Below are 14,816 nucleotides of genomic sequence, written 5' to 3'. Positions count from 1 at the left end.
GCAGAAACGGTTCTCCCAATCCACTCTTTCAGGTGGTTTAAGCGGCAAAGCCGCGACTTCTGCCGAGAACCGTCACCCGCACCCGCCGCCCCGCGCCCGCACTCAGTTCGCCGGGGCCGAGAAGGAGTACCCCTGGTCGATCAGCACCGGCAGGTACGCCTTCAGCGCCGCCACCGTCTGTGACCGGTCACCACCGCCGTCGTGGTTGAGCACGATCGACCCGGGCCGGACGTTCTTGAGGATCCGCTCGGTGATCACCGAGGTCCCGGGCGTGGCCCAGTCCTCCGGGTCCACCGTCCAGCCCATCGGCCGCATCCCCAGCTCGGTGGTCACCCTGATCGCGACCGGCGACCAGTCCCCGCCGGGCGCGCGGAACCAGGACGGCTGGCGCCCGGTGGTCCGGTACAGCAGGTCGGAGGTGCGCTCCAGCTCGTCCCGCACCGCCTCGTCGGACATGTGCCGCAGGTCGGGGTGGGTCCAGGTGTGGTTGCCGATGTGGTGGCCGCGGTCCGCGATCTCCCGCACCAGCCCGGTGTTCTCGACGGCGCACTCGCCGACCAGGAAGAAGGTCGCCCGGATCCCGTACTGCTGGAGCAGCGCCAGGACGGTCGGCGTGTACCGGGGATCCGGCCCGTCGTCGATGGTGAGCCCCACCACCCGTTGGCCCGGGTCGAGTTGGTTGACCGGCTTGGCCTCCTCCTCCGTGAGCCGCCGGCGGGCGGGCATCGGCGGCGGGGCGGCGGCGGGTGTCGGCGGGGCCGGGGCGGCCTGCGGGGGCGCGGCGGAGGGCGCACCGGAGGCGGCGGCCTGGGCCGCCTCCGCCCCGGGGGCCTCCGGGGCGGCCCCCGGCGGCCGCGCCGTAGCGCCCGCCCCGGCGTCGTCCGCGCCGCTCCAGGGGCTCCCGCAGCCGGCCGCTCCGAGCAGGGACATCCCGGCCGCGACCAGCAGCAGTCGCCGCGAGGGCGTTCGTTTGGGCATTTGTGAGTAAATCTGATGATCTGACAGCATTCTGAATGCTTCCCCCGTGTGCCGCCGCCGCTCCCCGATGGCGCCTCAGACGGACCCGATCACCACTCCGACGGCGCAAGCACACCCCGCCCGCCCCCGGCTTCCGCAGCACTTCCCCGACCGGACGCCCGCCCTCCCCTCCCGACCGCTACGCTGTGCCTTCCCCAGTGTGATGATCTGCCATCAGAGGACGTGGCCATGACGACAAGTCAGGACATCCCGGACCAGGGCCGGCCCGACGACGACCCCGCCGAGCTGAGCCAGTGGGAACGGTTCGGCGTCGACACCACCGCCCCCCACTCGGCGCGCGTGTACGACTACTGGCTGGGCGGCAAGACCAACTTCCCGCCGGACCGCGCCATGGGGCAGGCCATCGAGGAGGCCGTGCCGAGCGTCAAGCAGATGGCCAAGGCGAACCGCGCCTTCCAGGGCCGGGCCGTCCGCCACCTCGCCCGGGAACACGGCATCCGCCAGTTCCTCGACCTCGGCACCGGCATCCCCACCTCGCCCAACACCCATGAGATCGCCGAGGCGGTCAGCCCCGGCACCCGGGTGGTCTACGTCGACAACGACCCGATCGTGCTCGCCCACGCCCGCGCCCTGATGGTGTCCAGTCCGGCCAGCCGGACCACCTACATCCACGCCGACCTGCGCAAGCCCGAGGAACTGTTCACCGACCCGGCGCTCACCGCCACGCTGGACCTCACCCAGCCGGTCGGCCTGCTGATGATCGCCGTGCTGATGCTCATCGCCGACGAGGACGACCCGTGGGGCCGGGTCGCCGCCCTGCGCGACGCCCTGCCCGCCGGCAGCTGCATCGCCCTCACCACCCCCACCCAGGACTTCGACCCGGAGGCGGTCGGCAAGGTCACCGAGGCCGCCCGGGCCGGCGGCATGACCCTCGTCCCGCGCACCCACGACGACGTCCTGCGCTTCTTCGACGGCTGGGACCTGGTCGAGCCGGGCCTCTCCCCCGTCCTCGCCTGGCGCCCGGACGGCGAGCCGCCGGCCGACCCGAAGGCCGCGTACTACTGGGGCGGCGTCGCCGTCAAGCGCTGAACCCGCGCCGGGCCCGCTCCCACCGGAGCCCCGTAGGAACCCGCCCCGGGCGGGGCGGGCCGCACCAGGCCCGCCCCGCCCGCGCCCTCACCCCAGCAGCCCCGCCCCGCCCGCGCCCTCACTTCAGCAGCCGCGACAGCCGCCGGTCCGCCAGCGGCTTCCCCCCGGTCTGGCAGGTCGGGCAGTACTGCAGCGAGGAGTCCGCGAAGGACACCTCGCGCACGGTGTCCCCGCAGACCGGGCAGGGCAGGCCGGTCCGGCCGTGCACCCGCAGCCCCAGCTTCTTCTCCGCCTTGAGCTCCCCCGCCGCCAGCCCCCGCGAGCGCTCCACCGCGCCGCGCAGCGTGGCGCCGAGCGCCTCGTAGAGCCGCGCCGTCTCCTCCTCCGTCAGGCTGGACGCCGGCTTGTACGGGGACATCCGGGCCGCGTGCAGCACCTCGTCCGAGTAGGCGTTGCCCACCCCGGCCAGCACGCCCTGGTCCCGCAGCACGCCCTTGAGCCGGCGCCGGTCGCCGCTCAGCAGGGCGGCGAAGTCCGCCAGGGTGAACGCCGGGTCCAGCGGGTCGGGGCCGAGCCGGGCCACCCCGGGCACCTCGGCCGGGTCCTTCACCACGTAGACCGCGAGGCCCTTCTTCGTCCCCGCCTCGGTCAGGTCGAAGCCGTCGCCGGCCTCCCCGGCCAGGCGCAGCCGCAGCGCCAGCGGGTTCCTCGGGCTCGGGCGCGGCGGTTCGGCGGGCAGGCCGTCCTTCCAGCGCAGCCAGCCGGCCCGGGCCAGGTGGACCACCAGGTGCAGCCCGCCGGCCTCGATGTCGAGGAACTTGCCGCGCCGGGTCACCGGGCCGACGGTCCGCCCCTCCAGCGCGGTGACCGGCGGGTCGTACGTCTTCAGCGCGCTGATCGCGACCGGCTGCACCCGGGCGATGACGCGCCCGGTCAGCCGCTCGGACAGGAAGTCGCTCAGCGCCTCGACCTCGGGCAGCTCCGGCATGCGCCCAGTCTCCCGCAGCCCCGCGGCGGCCGCCCGCCCGGGGGCGCGCCTTTGCCCGGCTCCCGCGCGGGGCGCAGGCTGGAACTGCGCGCCGTACCCAGCGCCCCCCTGCGCCCCCGCCACGGAGCACCGTGATGAGCATCCTTGAGGAACAGATCGACCTCGCCGTCCCCGTCCTCGTCGCCTGGGAGCAGCTGCACCGGGTGCACGAGTACCCGCAGTTCGTCGACGGCGTCCGCAGCGCCCACCCGCACGGACGGAACCTGGCACACCTCGGGGTGGAGGTCGACGGCGCCGAGCGGGCGGTGGACACCGAGATCACCGACCGCGGCCGGGGCCGGGTGATGTCCTGGCGGACGCTCGACGAACCGCGGCTGCACGGCGCGTTCGCGCTGCTGCCGCTGGACGCCCGGCACACCCGGCTGCAGATCCGGGTGGAGTACGACCCGGAGGCGATGCACGAGGCGTTCGGCGGGCCGCGCGGCTTCGCCCTGGCCGGGGCGATCGAGCGGACCGTACGGGACGACCTGGAGCACTTCCGGGAACTGGTCGAGGAACGGGTCGGCGCGGCGGTCAGACGCGGGTGAGCGCAGCCGGCAGGCCCGGGTGAACACGGCTGGCAGGTCCCGGTGAGCCCTGCGGCCCGACCCGCGTAAGGGCCGCATAAGCCCAGCTCAGCGCCGGTGGTGAGGCTCTTCACAGCGGACCTCCGGCCCGACCGTTTCACTTTCAACCTGTGGCAGACTCGGATGCCATGGACATCGGCCCGGTCACCAGGACGCTCCGCGCGGCGGTCTTCGCCGCGCTGGTCGTGCTGCTCGCCGGGCTCGGCCAGGTGCTGGTCACCGGCCGCGCGCTGCCGGCCGGCCCGATGGCCCTGGCCTGCGTCGCCGTGTTCGCGGTGGCGTACGCGCTGGCCGGCCGCGAGCGCGGCTACCCGGCGGTCGCGGCGGTGTTCCTGCCGCTGGAGCTGGGCGTCAGCGCGCTGTTCGACTTCGCGCAGACCGCCTGCCCGTCCCTGCCGCCCGGCTCCGCGCGCGGCTTCCAGCCGCTGCTGTGCGGCGGCGGTTCGCTGGGCGGGTTCCTGCTCGGCCATGGCGTCTCCCAGCAGATCGGCGTCCTGCTGCTCCTGCTGCTGCACGCCGCGATCGCGCTGGCCGGCGCGTTCTGGCTGCGCCGCGCGGACGCCGCGCTGGCCGGCCTCGCCCGCACCGTCCGGATGCTGGGCGACTTCCTGCACCGGCACCTGCCGGCCGCCGCCCGCTGGCTGCGGCTGCTCGCCGCGCCCGTCCCGGCCCGTCCGGTGGCGCGGGTGCCGTTCCCCCGGGCCAGCCGGGCCCTGGTCCCGGCCGAGGACGTCGTCGTCCGCCCGACCGTCCGGCGCGGTCCGCCGGCGCTCGCCCTGGCCTGCTGACAGGCGCGCGCCGCTCGGCGCCGCTCCCGGCCGGTCCTCTCGCCGCGCGCCCCGCGCGCCCGCACCCCCGCACGCCCGAGAGCACAGGACGACACCTCATGAGCAACACCCGCAAGGCCGCCGCCAAGACCAACGCCACCGACCGCATGCGCGCCGCCCGCGCCCAGGCCGAGCGCTCCGACCGGATCCGCCGCCGGGTCGTGGTCGGCGGCGCCTCCGCCGCCGTGCTCGCCCTCGTGGCGGGTGTGGCCTTCGCCGTCGGCGGCTCCTCCGGCTCCGGTTCCGCCGACGCGGCCGCGAGCGGCCCGCTGGTCGTCCCCGCCAACACGGGCGGCCAGGACGGCACCGTGATCACCTACGGCAAGGCCGACGCCCCGCACACCCTGGAGATCTACGAGGACTTCCGCTGCCCGTTCTGCGAGCAGTTGGAGACCACCACCGGCAAGGCCATCCAGCAGCTCGCCGACGACGGCACGTACAAGATCGAGTACCACCTGGCGACGTTCCTGGACAAGAACCTCGGCGGCAAGGGCTCGCGCACCGCGCTGGCCGCCGCCGGCGCCGCGCTCAACGAGGGCGTGGACAAGTTCAAGCAGTTCCACGACGTGCTCTACGCCAACCAGCCCGACGAGCGCACCGACGGCTTCGGCGACGTCAACCACCTCCTCGACCTGGCCGGCCAGGTCCCCGGGCTGAAGACCGACGGCTTCGTCAAGGCCGTCCAGGACGGCACCTACGCGCCGTGGGCGGCCAAGGTCAACGAGGAGTTCAACAAGAGCGACGTCACCGGCACCCCGACCGTCAAGCTGGACGGCAAGAAGCTGGACGTCCTCACCGGCGGCAAGGCCGCCACGCCCGAGCAGTTCACCGCGATGGTCAAGCAGGTGACCGGATGACGGCCGCCGCCCCCGCCGCGCGGACGTACGGCGCGAGCCGCCCGTTCGCCTGGCTGCTGCTGATCGGCGGCGCGGTCGGCCTGTTCGCCTCCTCGGTCCTCACCCTGGACAAGATCCGGCTGCTGAAGGACCCGTCGTACGTCCCCTCCTGCAACATCAACCCGATCATCAGCTGCGGCTCGATCATGCGCAGCGACCAGGCCGAGGCCTTCGGCTTCCCCAACTCGCTGCTCGGCCTGGTCGGCTTCGGGGTCGTCATCGCGATCGGCGCCGGGCTGCTCGCCGGGGCGGCGTACCGGCGCTGGTTCTGGCTCGGCCTCCAGGCCGGGACGGTCTTCGGCATCGGCTTCGTGACCTGGCTGATGTACCAGGCGCTCTACCGGATCGGCGCGCTCTGCCCGTACTGCATGGTGGTCTGGGCCGCGATGATCCCGCTGTTCTGGTACACCACCCTGCACAACCTGCGTTCCGGGATCATCCCCACCGGCCGCGCCCTGCGCCCGGTCGTCCGCGAGGCGGCGCGCTACCACTGGGTCGTCCCGGCGCTCTGGTACCCGGTGATCGCCCTGCTGGTCCTCAACCGGTTCTGGTACTACTGGAGCACCCTGCTCTGACCCCGTTCGGCCGACCGTTCGGCAGACCCGTCCGCCCGGCCCCGGGCCCTACGCTCCGGGGCCGGGCGGCTGGCCGTCAGATGCCGCCCAGGACAGCGCCTAGAAGCGGAACTCCTCGACCTCGGCCAGCAGTTCGGCCCGGCGCTCGTCGTCGATGAAGGAGGCCCGGAAGGAGTTGGCGGCGAGCCGGCGCAGGGTCTCCTCGTCGAGCGCGAGGGCCTGCTGCACGGCCCGGAAGTTGTCGTCGACGTAGCCGCCGAAGTACGCCGGGTCGTCCGAGTTGACGGTGACCAGCAGGCCGGCCTCCAGCATCTCGCGCAGCGGGTGGTCGGCGAGGGTGTCGATGCACCGCAGGCGGACGTTGGAGAGCGGGCAGAGCGTCAGCGGGACCTGCTCGCGGACCAGCCGAGCGACCAGCTCGCCGTCCTCCAGGCAGCGCAGACCGTGGTCGATCCGCTCGACGCCGAGCACGTCCAGCGCCTCGGTGATGTAGGACGCCGGGCCCTCCTCGCCCGCGTGCGCGACACGGCGCAGCCCGGCCTCGGCGGCCCGCCGGTAGACCTCGCGGAACTTGGCCGGCGGGTGGCCGACCTCGGCCGAGTCGAGGCCGATGCCCGCGATCCGGTCGAAGTACGGGCGGGCGGCCTCGAAGGTCTCCAGCGCGGATTCGGCGGACTCGTCCCGCAGGAAGCACATGATCAGCTGGGTACTGATCCCGTGCCGTTCCTCGCTGCGCGCCAGCGCCCGGGTCAGGCCGTCGACCACCACGCCGAGCGGCACGCCGCGCGCGGTGTGCGCCTGCGGGTCGAAGAAGATCTCCGCGTGCCGCACCCCCGCCTCGGCCGCCCGGGTGAGGTAGGCGTCGGCGAGGTCGGCGAAGTCCTCCTCGGTGCGCAGCACGGCCATCAGCGCGTAGTACAGGTCCAGGAAGGACTGCAGGTCGCTGAAGGAGTACGCCGTCCGCAGCGCCTCGGTGTCGGCGTAGGGCAGCGTGACCGCGTTGCGGGCGGCGAGGGCGAAGGCGAGTTCGGGCTCCAGGGTGCCTTCGATGTGGAGGTGGAGTTCGGCCTTGGGGAGCGGCATGGGGGATCTGTCCGAGCTGTAGGGGGCGGGAGCGAAGAGTCCAGAAGCATTCATCCTACGATCCGTTCGATCACGACCGGCCTGACGGGCGCGCCCCCGGCCACCCGAACTGGTGCACCGGCCGGGGGCAGCGGGCACCCTGGAGGAGGGGGCTTCCGCCGAGGAGGTACCAGATGCGGCACGTCGAGGATCCGCACATCCGGCCTGCGGGCGTCTCCCCGCACGCCCTGGGCAACGACACGCTCCTGCACGAGCTGGAACAGCTGCACCGCACGCGCCACGAGACCTTCCTGTACGGCTCGGAGGAAGCCCTCAAGCGGCACACCCTGCGCACCGGGCAACTGGAGGCCGAATACCTGCACCGCTTTCCCGGCCGGCTGGTGACGGCCGGGCGGACCAGGGCCGGCGCCCGGGCCCGCGAGGCGGCGGCCCGGGTGGAGTCGCTGCCCGAGTAGACGTGCCCGCGCCACCACCGCCCGGCGGGACACGCCGGGCGGTGGTGGCGTGCCCCGGGCGGGCCGTCGGGGAGGGTAAGAGGCGCAGACGCACCGGACCCCGACCCCCCTGGGAGCCCCGCATGCCCATCGCCAGCGTCAACCCCGCGACCGGCGAGATCCTGGAGACCTTCGAACCGCTCGACGCGGCCGGCATCGAGCAGCGGCTGGCCCGCGCCGAGGCCGCGTTCCACGGCTACCGCACCACCCCCTTCGCCGCCCGCGCCGACCTGCTGCGCCGGGCCGCCGACCTGCTGGACCAGGACCGGGAGGCGATCGCCCGCACGATGACCGAGGAGATGGGCAAGCCGCTCACCGCCTCCCGGGCCGAGGCCGCCAAGTGCGCCACGGCGATGCGCTGGTACGCCGACCGCGCCGAGGAACTGCTCGCCGACGAGCACCCGGCCCCGGCCGACGTCGCCGACTCCGGCGCCGCCCGCGCCTACGTCCGCTACCGCCCGCTCGGGGCGGTGCTGGCCGTGATGCCGTGGAACTTCCCGTTCTGGCAGGTGGTCCGGTTCGCCGCGCCGGCCCTGATGGCGGGCAACGTCGGCCTGCTCAAGCACGCCTCCAACGTGCCCCGGACGGCGCTGGCGCTGGAGGAGCTGTTCCGCCGGGCCGGCTTCCCGGAGGGCTGCTTCCAGACCCTGCTGATCGGTTCGGGCGCGGTCGAGGGCGTGATCCGGGACCGCCGGGTGGCCGCGGTCACGCTCACCGGCAGCGAGCCCGCCGGGCGGGCGGTCGCCGCCACCGCCGCCGACGAGGTGAAGAAGGCCGTCCTGGAACTGGGCGGCAGCGACCCCTTCGTGGTGCTGCCCAGCGCCGACCTGGACGCGGCGGTGCGCACCGCCGTCCGGGCCCGGGCGCAGAACAACGGGCAGTCCTGCATCGCCGCCAAGCGCTTCATCGTGCACACCGACGTGTACGACCGCTTCACCGCCGCCTTCACCGAGGCGATGCGGGCGCTGCGCGTCGGCGACCCGATGGAGGAGGCGACCGACGTCGGCCCGCTGGCCAGCCGCCAGGGCCGGGACGACCTGGAGGAGCTGGTCGAGGACGCCCGCACCCACGGCGCCCGGGTCGAGTGCGGCGGCGGACGCCCGGAGGGCTGGGACACCGGCTACTTCTACGAGCCGACGGTGCTGACCGGCATCACCCCGGCCATGCGGATCCACCAGGAGGAGACCTTCGGCCCGGTCGCCACGGTCTACCGGGTCGCCGACCTGGACGAGGCGGTGGCGCTCGCCAACAACACGCCGTTCGGGCTCAGTTCCAACGTCTGGACCCGGGACGAGGGCGAGCAGGAGCGCTTCGTCCGCGACATCCAGGCCGGCGGGGTGTTCTTCAACGGGATGACCGCCTCCCACCCGGCGCTGCCGTTCGGCGGCGTCAAGCGCTCCGGGTTCGGCCGGGAGCTGTCCGGGCACGGGATCCGGGAGTTCTGCAACATCACCACGGTGTGGATCGGCTGAGCACCCCCGGATCCGCAGGCACGAACCGAGCCCGGCTCGGACCCGGCCGGGTCAGGACGCCACCCGGTGCCTGCCCCGGCCGGGCGTCATCCAGCGGGCGACCACGCCGACCAGGGCGAGGACGGTCGCTCCCCAGACGATGGCCATCAGCACCAGCATCGGCAGCCAGCTCACCTGGGCGGCGACCATGCCCAGGCCGAGCGAGAGCGCGACCATGACCACCACGGCGGTCGGGTTGAGGCTCAGCAGCCAGTGCCAGGCCCGCTGCGCCGGGCTCCGGCGCTGCGGCGGGGCCTCGGGGTCAGTGTCGCTGTCGAGTTCCTTGTAGGTCAGCAGGTCCATCGGGATCGCCTCCGGTTCTCGGGGGGCTGCCGGATCCGCGGGGCTCAGGAGGCCTTGCGCGGAGCCGTGGACTTTCCGGTCGCGGTCCTTCCCGCCACGGCCTTTCCGGTCGCGGACTTTGCGGTCGTGGCCTCTCCGGTCGCGGTCTTCGCGGTCGCGGTCTTCTTCGCCGGGGCAGTCCTCTTCGCCGGGGCGGCCTTCCCGGCGGCGGCCGCCGACCCGGCGGGCTTCTTCGCCGGGGCGCGCTTGCGGGTCGCGGGCTGCTCGTCCTCCGGTTCGTCCGTGTCGGGCCCCGCGTCGGGCCCGGCGGCGTGCCCCCGCCCGCCCTTGGCCCGCTTGAGGCTGCTGCGCAGCGCCTCCATCAGGTCGATCACGTTGTCGGGCGCCTCGCCCGGCTCCTCCTCGTGCGGGAGCTCGACGCCCTCCAACCGGGCCGTGATCACCTGCTGGAGCGCCTGCTGGTAGTCGTCGTGCAACTGGGCGAGGTCGAAGTCCTCGGAGAGGGTGTCCATCAGCGACCGCGCCATCTTCAGCTCCTGCGGCCGGACGGTGACGTCCCCCTCGGGCGCGATGCCGGCCGCGGGGCGGACCTCGTCGGGCCAGATGCAGGTCTGGAGCACCAGCGTGCCGTCGTGCACCCGCAGCACCGCCGGGGATTCCCGGGTGCGCAGCGCGATCTTGGTGACGGCGATCTGCCCGGACGCGGTGAGCGCGTCGCGCAGCAGGGCGTACGGCTTGGCGGCGGCCTGGTCGGCGACGCCCACGTAGTAGGCCTTGGAGAACATCAGCGGGTCGATCTCGCCGGCGTCCACGAAGGCCAGCACGTCGATGATCTTCTTGCTGGGCAGCGGCAGGTCGGCGAGGTCCTCGTCGGTGAGCGTGACGGTCCGGCCGTCGGGGGACTCGTAGCCCTTGGCGATCTCCGCGTACGGGACCTCCTTCTCCTCCCGCTCGCAGTACCGCTTCATCCGCACCCGTCCGCCGTCCTTGGCGTGCACCTGGTGCAGCGGGACGTCGTGCTCCTGGGTGGCCGAGTAGAGGTGGACGGGGATGCTGACCAGCCCGAAACTGATCGTCCCCTTCCAGGTGGTCTGCATGGGGGTCGCTCCTTCCCGGAGCGTGCCGAGAATCCCACTGTGCCTGGGTTTGCCCCGATCGGCCACACCGGGCCGACAATGAGCCGAGGAGGTCGATGCCGATGACCGTCCGGAGCCGTGGGCAGGGCGCACCGCCGCCGCCGGAGCGGACCGTGTACCGGGTGGTGTACGCGGTGCGGGGCGAGGCCGGCGTGCGGCGGGCGGAGGTCGAGGTGGTTCCCGGGTACTCGCAGGAGGGCGACATCCCCCGGATCCTGGCGGCGCGGCTGACCGGCCGGCCCGCGGACGCGGCGCGGATCACCGTGCTGGACCTGCGCGGGCCGTGAGCCGCGACAGGGCTCCGACCGGGCCCCGAGCGCCGCCGACGCATTGGCGGTGCGTCAGATTTGAGCTTTTCGCACCCCTTTTCCACCCGCTCTGACCTGGCTTTTTATGTCCGGTTACCGAACATTTACGGATGCTCTGTTCCGATACTCGGCCGTAGAAGTTAGGTTGCACCGCAATGCGCGGGTCCGTCCCCCACCCTCCGGCGCAACGAGCCGAGGGTCGCGCCGCGCGCTGGAAAGGCACAGGGCTCATCTGATGAGTGCGGACACCACCAGGCCTGCGGCAGCCGCCCAGGTCCCCCAGCAGGCCGGGCCGCCCGGGCACGGCGGCGAGGGCCATCTGAAGGCGGGGCTCAAGAACCGCCACCTGTCGATGATCGCCATCGGCGGGGTGATCGGCGCCGGCCTGTTCGTCGGCTCCGGCGCGGGCATCGCCTCCACCGGGCCGGGCATCCTGCTCTCCTACACGCTGGCCGGTGTGCTGGTCGTGCTGGTGATGCGGATGCTCGGCGAGATGGCGGCGGCCGACCCGCAGAGCGGCTCGTTCTCGGCGTACGCGGACCGCGCGCTCGGCCGCTGGGCCGGGTTCACCATCGGCTGGCTCTACTGGTTCTTCTGGGTCGTGGTGCTCGCGGTGGAGGCCACCGCCGGCGCGAAGATCCTCAACGCCTGGATGCCCGGCGTGCCGCAGTGGGCGTTCGCGCTGCTCGTGATGGCGGTGCTGACCGCCACCAACCTGTTCTCGGTCGCCTCCTACGGCGAGTTCGAGTTCTGGTTCGCCGGGATCAAGGTGGTGGCGATCGCCGCGTTCCTGGTGATCGCCACGCTCGCCGTCTTCGGCGTGCTGCCCGGCACCCACGCGGTCGGCACCAGCAATCTGACCGGCCACGGCGGCTTCCTGCCGCACGGCGTGGGCGCGGTGTTCACCGGCATGCTCACGGTGGTCTTCGCCTTCATGGGCAGCGAGATCGTCACCCTGGCCGCGGGCGAGTCGGAGGACCCGGAGCGCGCGGTCAGCAAGGCCACCAACAGCGTGATCTGGCGCATCGGGATCTTCTACCTGGGCTCGATCCTGCTCGTGGTCACCCTGCTGCCGTGGGACTCGGACGCCGTCAAGGGCAGCCCGTACGTGGCGGTGCTGGAGCACGTGGGCATCCCGGGCGCCGGCCAGGTGATGAACGTGATCGTGCTGACGGCCGTGCTGTCCTGCCTCAACTCCGGGATGTACACGGCCTCCCGGATGGCCTTCTCGCTCGGCCAGCGCGGGGACGCGCCCAAGGCCTTCGCGACCGTGACCAAGCGGGGCGTGCCGCGGGTGGCCATCCTGTCCTCGGTGGTCTTCGGCTTCGTCGCGGTGTTCTTCAACTACACCTCGCCGGACACGGTGTTCGCGTTCCTGCTCAACTCCTCCGGCGCGGTTGCGCTGTTCGTCTGGCTGGTGATCTGCTTCTCCCAGCTGCGGATGCGCCGGATCATCGAGCGGGAGGCTCCCGAGCGGCTGACCGTCCGCATGTGGCTGTACCCCTACCTGACCTGGACGGCCATCGGCATGATCGGGTTCGTGGTGGCGTACATGTTCACCGACGCCGACGGGCGCAAGCAGATGTACCTGTCGCTGGTCGCCGCGGCGATCGTGCTCGCGGCCTCGGCCGTGGTGGGCCGACGGCGGCGGGCCGCGGTGGCGGCGGGGTCCTGACCCGTCCGCGCCGCGCGACAGTGCCGGGTCCGGGAGCCGTTGCGGAGGCTCCCGGGCCCGGTGCCGTTCGCCGGACACGAACCACAGTTTGACAATGGCACGTCAAGGGGGATACCTGGGCATGGCGCTCCCCCACGAGCGCTCCCCCACCCCCCCGGGAGACCCCTTGCCACCCCTCCCCGCCCCCGCGTCCGCGCGCCTGCGCTTCGGCCACCGGCTGCGCCACTGGCGCGAGGCCCGCGGACTCAGCCAGGCCGAACTCGGCCGCCTGCTCGGCTACCACAACTCACTGATCAGCCGAGTGGAGAACGCCCGCCGTTGGCCACCGCCGGGGCTCCCCGCCCGGGCCGACGAACTCCTGCTCACCGGAGGCGAGTTGGCCGCCCTGTGGCAGCCCGTCCGGCAGGAGCGGGAGCACCTCGGCGAACTCGCCGCCCCCGCCCTGCCGCCCCTCGGCGAGAGCGGCACAGGGCCCCCGACGGGCCGACCGGACGCCGCCACCTTCGCCGTGCTCGGCCACCTGCTCGACGTCTACCGCGCGGCCGCCGCCCACACCGGCGGCGAACAGCTGGCCACCGTCCTCGAACACCACGCCCGCACCCTGGCCGCCTGGCAGCACGCCGCCCCGCGCGAAACCGCCCCCGCCGTCCGCTCGCTCGCCGCCCGCTACGCCGAACTCGCGGGCTGGGCCCACTTCGAGGGGGACCGCCGCACCCGCGCGCTCGGCTGGTACGCGGCCGGACTGGAATGGGCCCGCGCCGCCGACGACCAGCCGACCGCGGCCGCCCTGCTCGCCCGGCAGAGCACCCTGCACTGGTGGAGCGGCGACCCGGCCACCGCGCTCGCCCTGGCCGAGGCCGCCCACGCCACCGCCCGCACCCTGCCCGGCCTGCGGGCCTGGGCCGCCCTCGCCCAGGCGCACGCCCACGCGCTGGCCGGCGCGGCGCCCGAGACGTGGCGGGCGATGGCGGACGCCGAACGGCTGACCGAGGCCGCCCTGCGGGCCGGCGAGCCGGTGCCCGGGGCCGCCCGAGCGGCCCTGGTGCTGGGCGTCGCCCACGGCACCTGCCACCGGGACCTCGCCGTCCGCACCGGCCGCACCGCCCACGCGCACGCGGCGGTGGCCCACCTGGGCGCCGCCCTGGGGCGCCTGGACCAGGCCGCCCACCCGCACGACCACGCCCTGGTCGCCGGCCGCCTCGCCGGGGCGTACGCCCGGGCCGGGCGCCACGAGGCCGCGGCCGCCGTCCTCTCCCGGCTGCCGCCCGACGCCACCGGCCGGATCGCCTACGAGCGGCGCCGGGCCCGGGCCTGGCTGGGCGGCTCGACGGCGCACCGGCCCCCGGCGGACGGCTGACCGCTGACCGCTGACCGCTGACCGCTGACCGCTGACGGCGGACGCGCCGGAGCGCCCGGTGGGGATTCTCCGGGCGCTCCGGCTCTTCGGTTCTTCGGCTCTTCGGCGGTCGGCGTCAGAGCCCGGCCGCCGCCGAGGCGATGTCGGCCGCGTAGGTGCTGACCTTGGTGTAGACGCCCGGGTAGCCGGGCCGGGCGCAGCCGTTGCCCCAGCTGACGATGCCGACCTGGACCCAGCGGCCGGCCGCGTCCCGGTGGACCATCGGCCCGCCGGAGTCGCCCTGGCAGGTGTCGACGCCGCCCTGGTCGACGTAGCCCGCGCAGAGCGAGGCCGCGCTGTTCAGGCCCGGGTAGGCGTTGGCGCAGGCGGCGTCGTCGACGAACGGCACGGTGGCCTTGAGCAGGTAGCGCTGCTGCGCGCCGCCCTCGGTCGCGGCGCCCCAGCCCATGATGGTGAAGGTGCCGCTGTCGTAGGCGGTGGAGTCGGTGGTCGGCAGCGTGCTCACCTGGCTGCCGCCGACCGGCGAGGCCAGCTTGATCAGCGCCCAGTCGTCGCCACTCTCCGCACCGGAGAAGCCGGGCGCCTGGTACACGTACGTCGAGCGGACCTTGACCGCGCTGCCGCTGCGCAGGTCGACCGCGCCGGCGGTCGCGGTGATGCTGGTGTCGGCGCCGGTGCCGTTGACGCAGTGGGCGGCGGTGAGCACGATCTGCGGGGTGTAGAGCGCGCCGCCGCAGCCCATCGAGAGCCGCACCACGAACGGGAACTCGCCCTGCGCCGCCCGCGTGCCGCCGACCACGCCCGGCGACGGCGCCGAGGGTGCGGGCGAGGCGGCGGCGGGTAGCACCAGCGCGCCGGTGCCGAGCAGCAGTGCGGCCAACAACACGATGAATCTGCCGAATTGACGCTTCATCAGACTCCTCCACTGACAGGTCGGGGAGCACCGAGGGTGGCCCCGAAGGCGTCGCGA

At 73.9% G+C, this 14,816-nt stretch carries 16 protein-coding genes; 10 read left to right on the top strand and 6 right to left on the bottom strand.

The window, feature by feature from the left end; genetic code table 11:
- Positions 1 to 102: 102 nt before the first annotated feature.
- On the bottom strand, positions 103 to 978 hold the full coding sequence (locus ACFVHI_RS25470; protein WP_380343037.1) for a polysaccharide deacetylase family protein: 876 nt from the start codon (positions 976 to 978) through the stop codon (positions 103 to 105).
- Between the two features lie 228 nt (positions 979 to 1,206).
- On the opposite strand from ACFVHI_RS25470, the gene ACFVHI_RS25465 reads away from it, so the two are divergent.
- Positions 1,207 to 2,067, top strand: a complete 861-nt coding sequence (locus ACFVHI_RS25465; RefSeq protein ID WP_079135406.1) for an SAM-dependent methyltransferase — start codon at positions 1,207 to 1,209, stop codon at positions 2,065 to 2,067.
- A 118-nt stretch (positions 2,068 to 2,185) separates the two neighbouring features.
- Here ACFVHI_RS25465 and ACFVHI_RS25460 read toward each other — a convergent pair whose 3' ends face one another.
- Positions 2,186 to 3,055, bottom strand: coding sequence for an Fpg/Nei family DNA glycosylase (locus ACFVHI_RS25460; RefSeq protein WP_380343030.1), 870 nt, complete (start codon positions 3,053 to 3,055; stop codon positions 2,186 to 2,188).
- Between the two features lie 134 nt (positions 3,056 to 3,189).
- On the opposite strand from ACFVHI_RS25460, the gene ACFVHI_RS25455 reads away from it, so the two are divergent.
- The 4 genes from ACFVHI_RS25455 (at position 3,190) to ACFVHI_RS25440 (ending at position 5,979) form a co-directional block, all read left to right on the top strand.
- Complete coding sequence (locus ACFVHI_RS25455) at positions 3,190 to 3,642, top strand: SRPBCC family protein (RefSeq protein WP_363369629.1); 453 nt, start codon at positions 3,190 to 3,192, stop codon at positions 3,640 to 3,642.
- Between the two features lie 149 nt (positions 3,643 to 3,791).
- Positions 3,792 to 4,469, top strand: coding sequence for a hypothetical protein (locus tag ACFVHI_RS25450; protein ID WP_063346431.1), 678 nt, complete (start codon positions 3,792 to 3,794; stop codon positions 4,467 to 4,469).
- Between the two features lie 98 nt (positions 4,470 to 4,567).
- Positions 4,568 to 5,365: a thioredoxin domain-containing protein gene (locus ACFVHI_RS25445; protein ID WP_063346432.1), complete on the top strand. Its 798-nt coding sequence runs from the start codon at positions 4,568 to 4,570 to the stop codon at positions 5,363 to 5,365.
- The gene (locus ACFVHI_RS25440) at positions 5,362 to 5,979 is read left to right on the top strand and encodes a vitamin K epoxide reductase family protein (protein ID WP_380343027.1); all 618 of its coding nucleotides are present in this window, start codon (positions 5,362 to 5,364) and stop codon (positions 5,977 to 5,979) included. The genes ACFVHI_RS25445 and ACFVHI_RS25440 overlap by 4 nt, the downstream gene beginning before the upstream one ends.
- A 99-nt stretch (positions 5,980 to 6,078) precedes the next feature.
- Here ACFVHI_RS25440 and ACFVHI_RS25435 read toward each other — a convergent pair whose 3' ends face one another.
- Positions 6,079 to 7,062 carry an adenosine deaminase gene (locus ACFVHI_RS25435; protein ID WP_063346434.1) on the bottom strand — a complete coding sequence of 328 codons (984 nt, stop codon included), beginning with the start codon at positions 7,060 to 7,062 and terminating at the stop codon, positions 6,079 to 6,081.
- 173 nt (positions 7,063 to 7,235) lie between these two features.
- Here ACFVHI_RS25435 and ACFVHI_RS25430 point away from each other — a divergent pair, with 173 nt between their 5' ends.
- The gene (locus ACFVHI_RS25430; RefSeq protein WP_063346435.1) at positions 7,236 to 7,517 is read left to right on the top strand and encodes a DUF6158 family protein; all 282 of its coding nucleotides are present in this window, start codon (positions 7,236 to 7,238) and stop codon (positions 7,515 to 7,517) included.
- Between the two features lie 122 nt (positions 7,518 to 7,639).
- Entirely contained in the window at positions 7,640 to 9,028 is a 1,389-nt protein-coding gene (locus ACFVHI_RS25425) for an NADP-dependent succinic semialdehyde dehydrogenase (RefSeq protein ID WP_380343024.1), read from the top strand.
- 51 nt (positions 9,029 to 9,079) lie between these two features.
- Here ACFVHI_RS25425 and ACFVHI_RS25420 read toward each other — a convergent pair whose 3' ends face one another.
- The gene (locus ACFVHI_RS25420) at positions 9,080 to 9,370 is read right to left on the bottom strand and encodes a hypothetical protein (protein ID WP_380343021.1); all 291 of its coding nucleotides are present in this window, start codon (positions 9,368 to 9,370) and stop codon (positions 9,080 to 9,082) included.
- Positions 9,371 to 9,414: 44 nt separating this feature from the next.
- A complete protein-coding gene (locus ACFVHI_RS25415) occupies positions 9,415 to 10,467 on the bottom strand; it encodes a Ku protein (protein WP_063346438.1) in 1,053 nt (350 codons plus the stop codon).
- Between the two features lie 101 nt (positions 10,468 to 10,568).
- On the opposite strand from ACFVHI_RS25415, the gene ACFVHI_RS25410 reads away from it, so the two are divergent.
- The 3 genes from ACFVHI_RS25410 to ACFVHI_RS25400 all read left to right on the top strand — a co-directional run bounded on the left by ACFVHI_RS25410 (position 10,569) and on the right by ACFVHI_RS25400 (position 13,846).
- Positions 10,569 to 10,793, top strand: a complete 225-nt coding sequence (locus ACFVHI_RS25410; protein ID WP_363369643.1) for a hypothetical protein — start codon at positions 10,569 to 10,571, stop codon at positions 10,791 to 10,793.
- Positions 10,794 to 11,049: 256 nt separating this feature from the next.
- Positions 11,050 to 12,489 carry an amino acid permease gene (locus ACFVHI_RS25405; RefSeq protein ID WP_063346440.1) on the top strand — a complete coding sequence of 480 codons (1,440 nt, stop codon included), beginning with the start codon at positions 11,050 to 11,052 and terminating at the stop codon, positions 12,487 to 12,489.
- A 166-nt stretch (positions 12,490 to 12,655) separates the two neighbouring features.
- Positions 12,656 to 13,846, top strand: a complete 1,191-nt coding sequence (locus tag ACFVHI_RS25400; protein WP_380343018.1) for a helix-turn-helix domain-containing protein — start codon at positions 12,656 to 12,658, stop codon at positions 13,844 to 13,846.
- 115 nt (positions 13,847 to 13,961) lie between these two features.
- On the opposite strand, the gene ACFVHI_RS25395 is transcribed toward ACFVHI_RS25400, so the two are convergent.
- Positions 13,962 to 14,759, bottom strand: a complete 798-nt coding sequence (locus ACFVHI_RS25395; protein ID WP_380343015.1) for a serine protease — start codon at positions 14,757 to 14,759, stop codon at positions 13,962 to 13,964.
- Between the last annotated feature and the right edge of the window lie 57 nt (positions 14,760 to 14,816).

The organism is Kitasatospora sp. NPDC127121 (genome assembly GCF_042677305.1).
Lineage (GTDB): Bacteria > Actinomycetota > Actinomycetes > Streptomycetales > Streptomycetaceae > Kitasatospora.
Note: the sequence above shows the minus strand (reverse complement) of the source record. Positions and strands in the feature narration are given on the sequence as shown.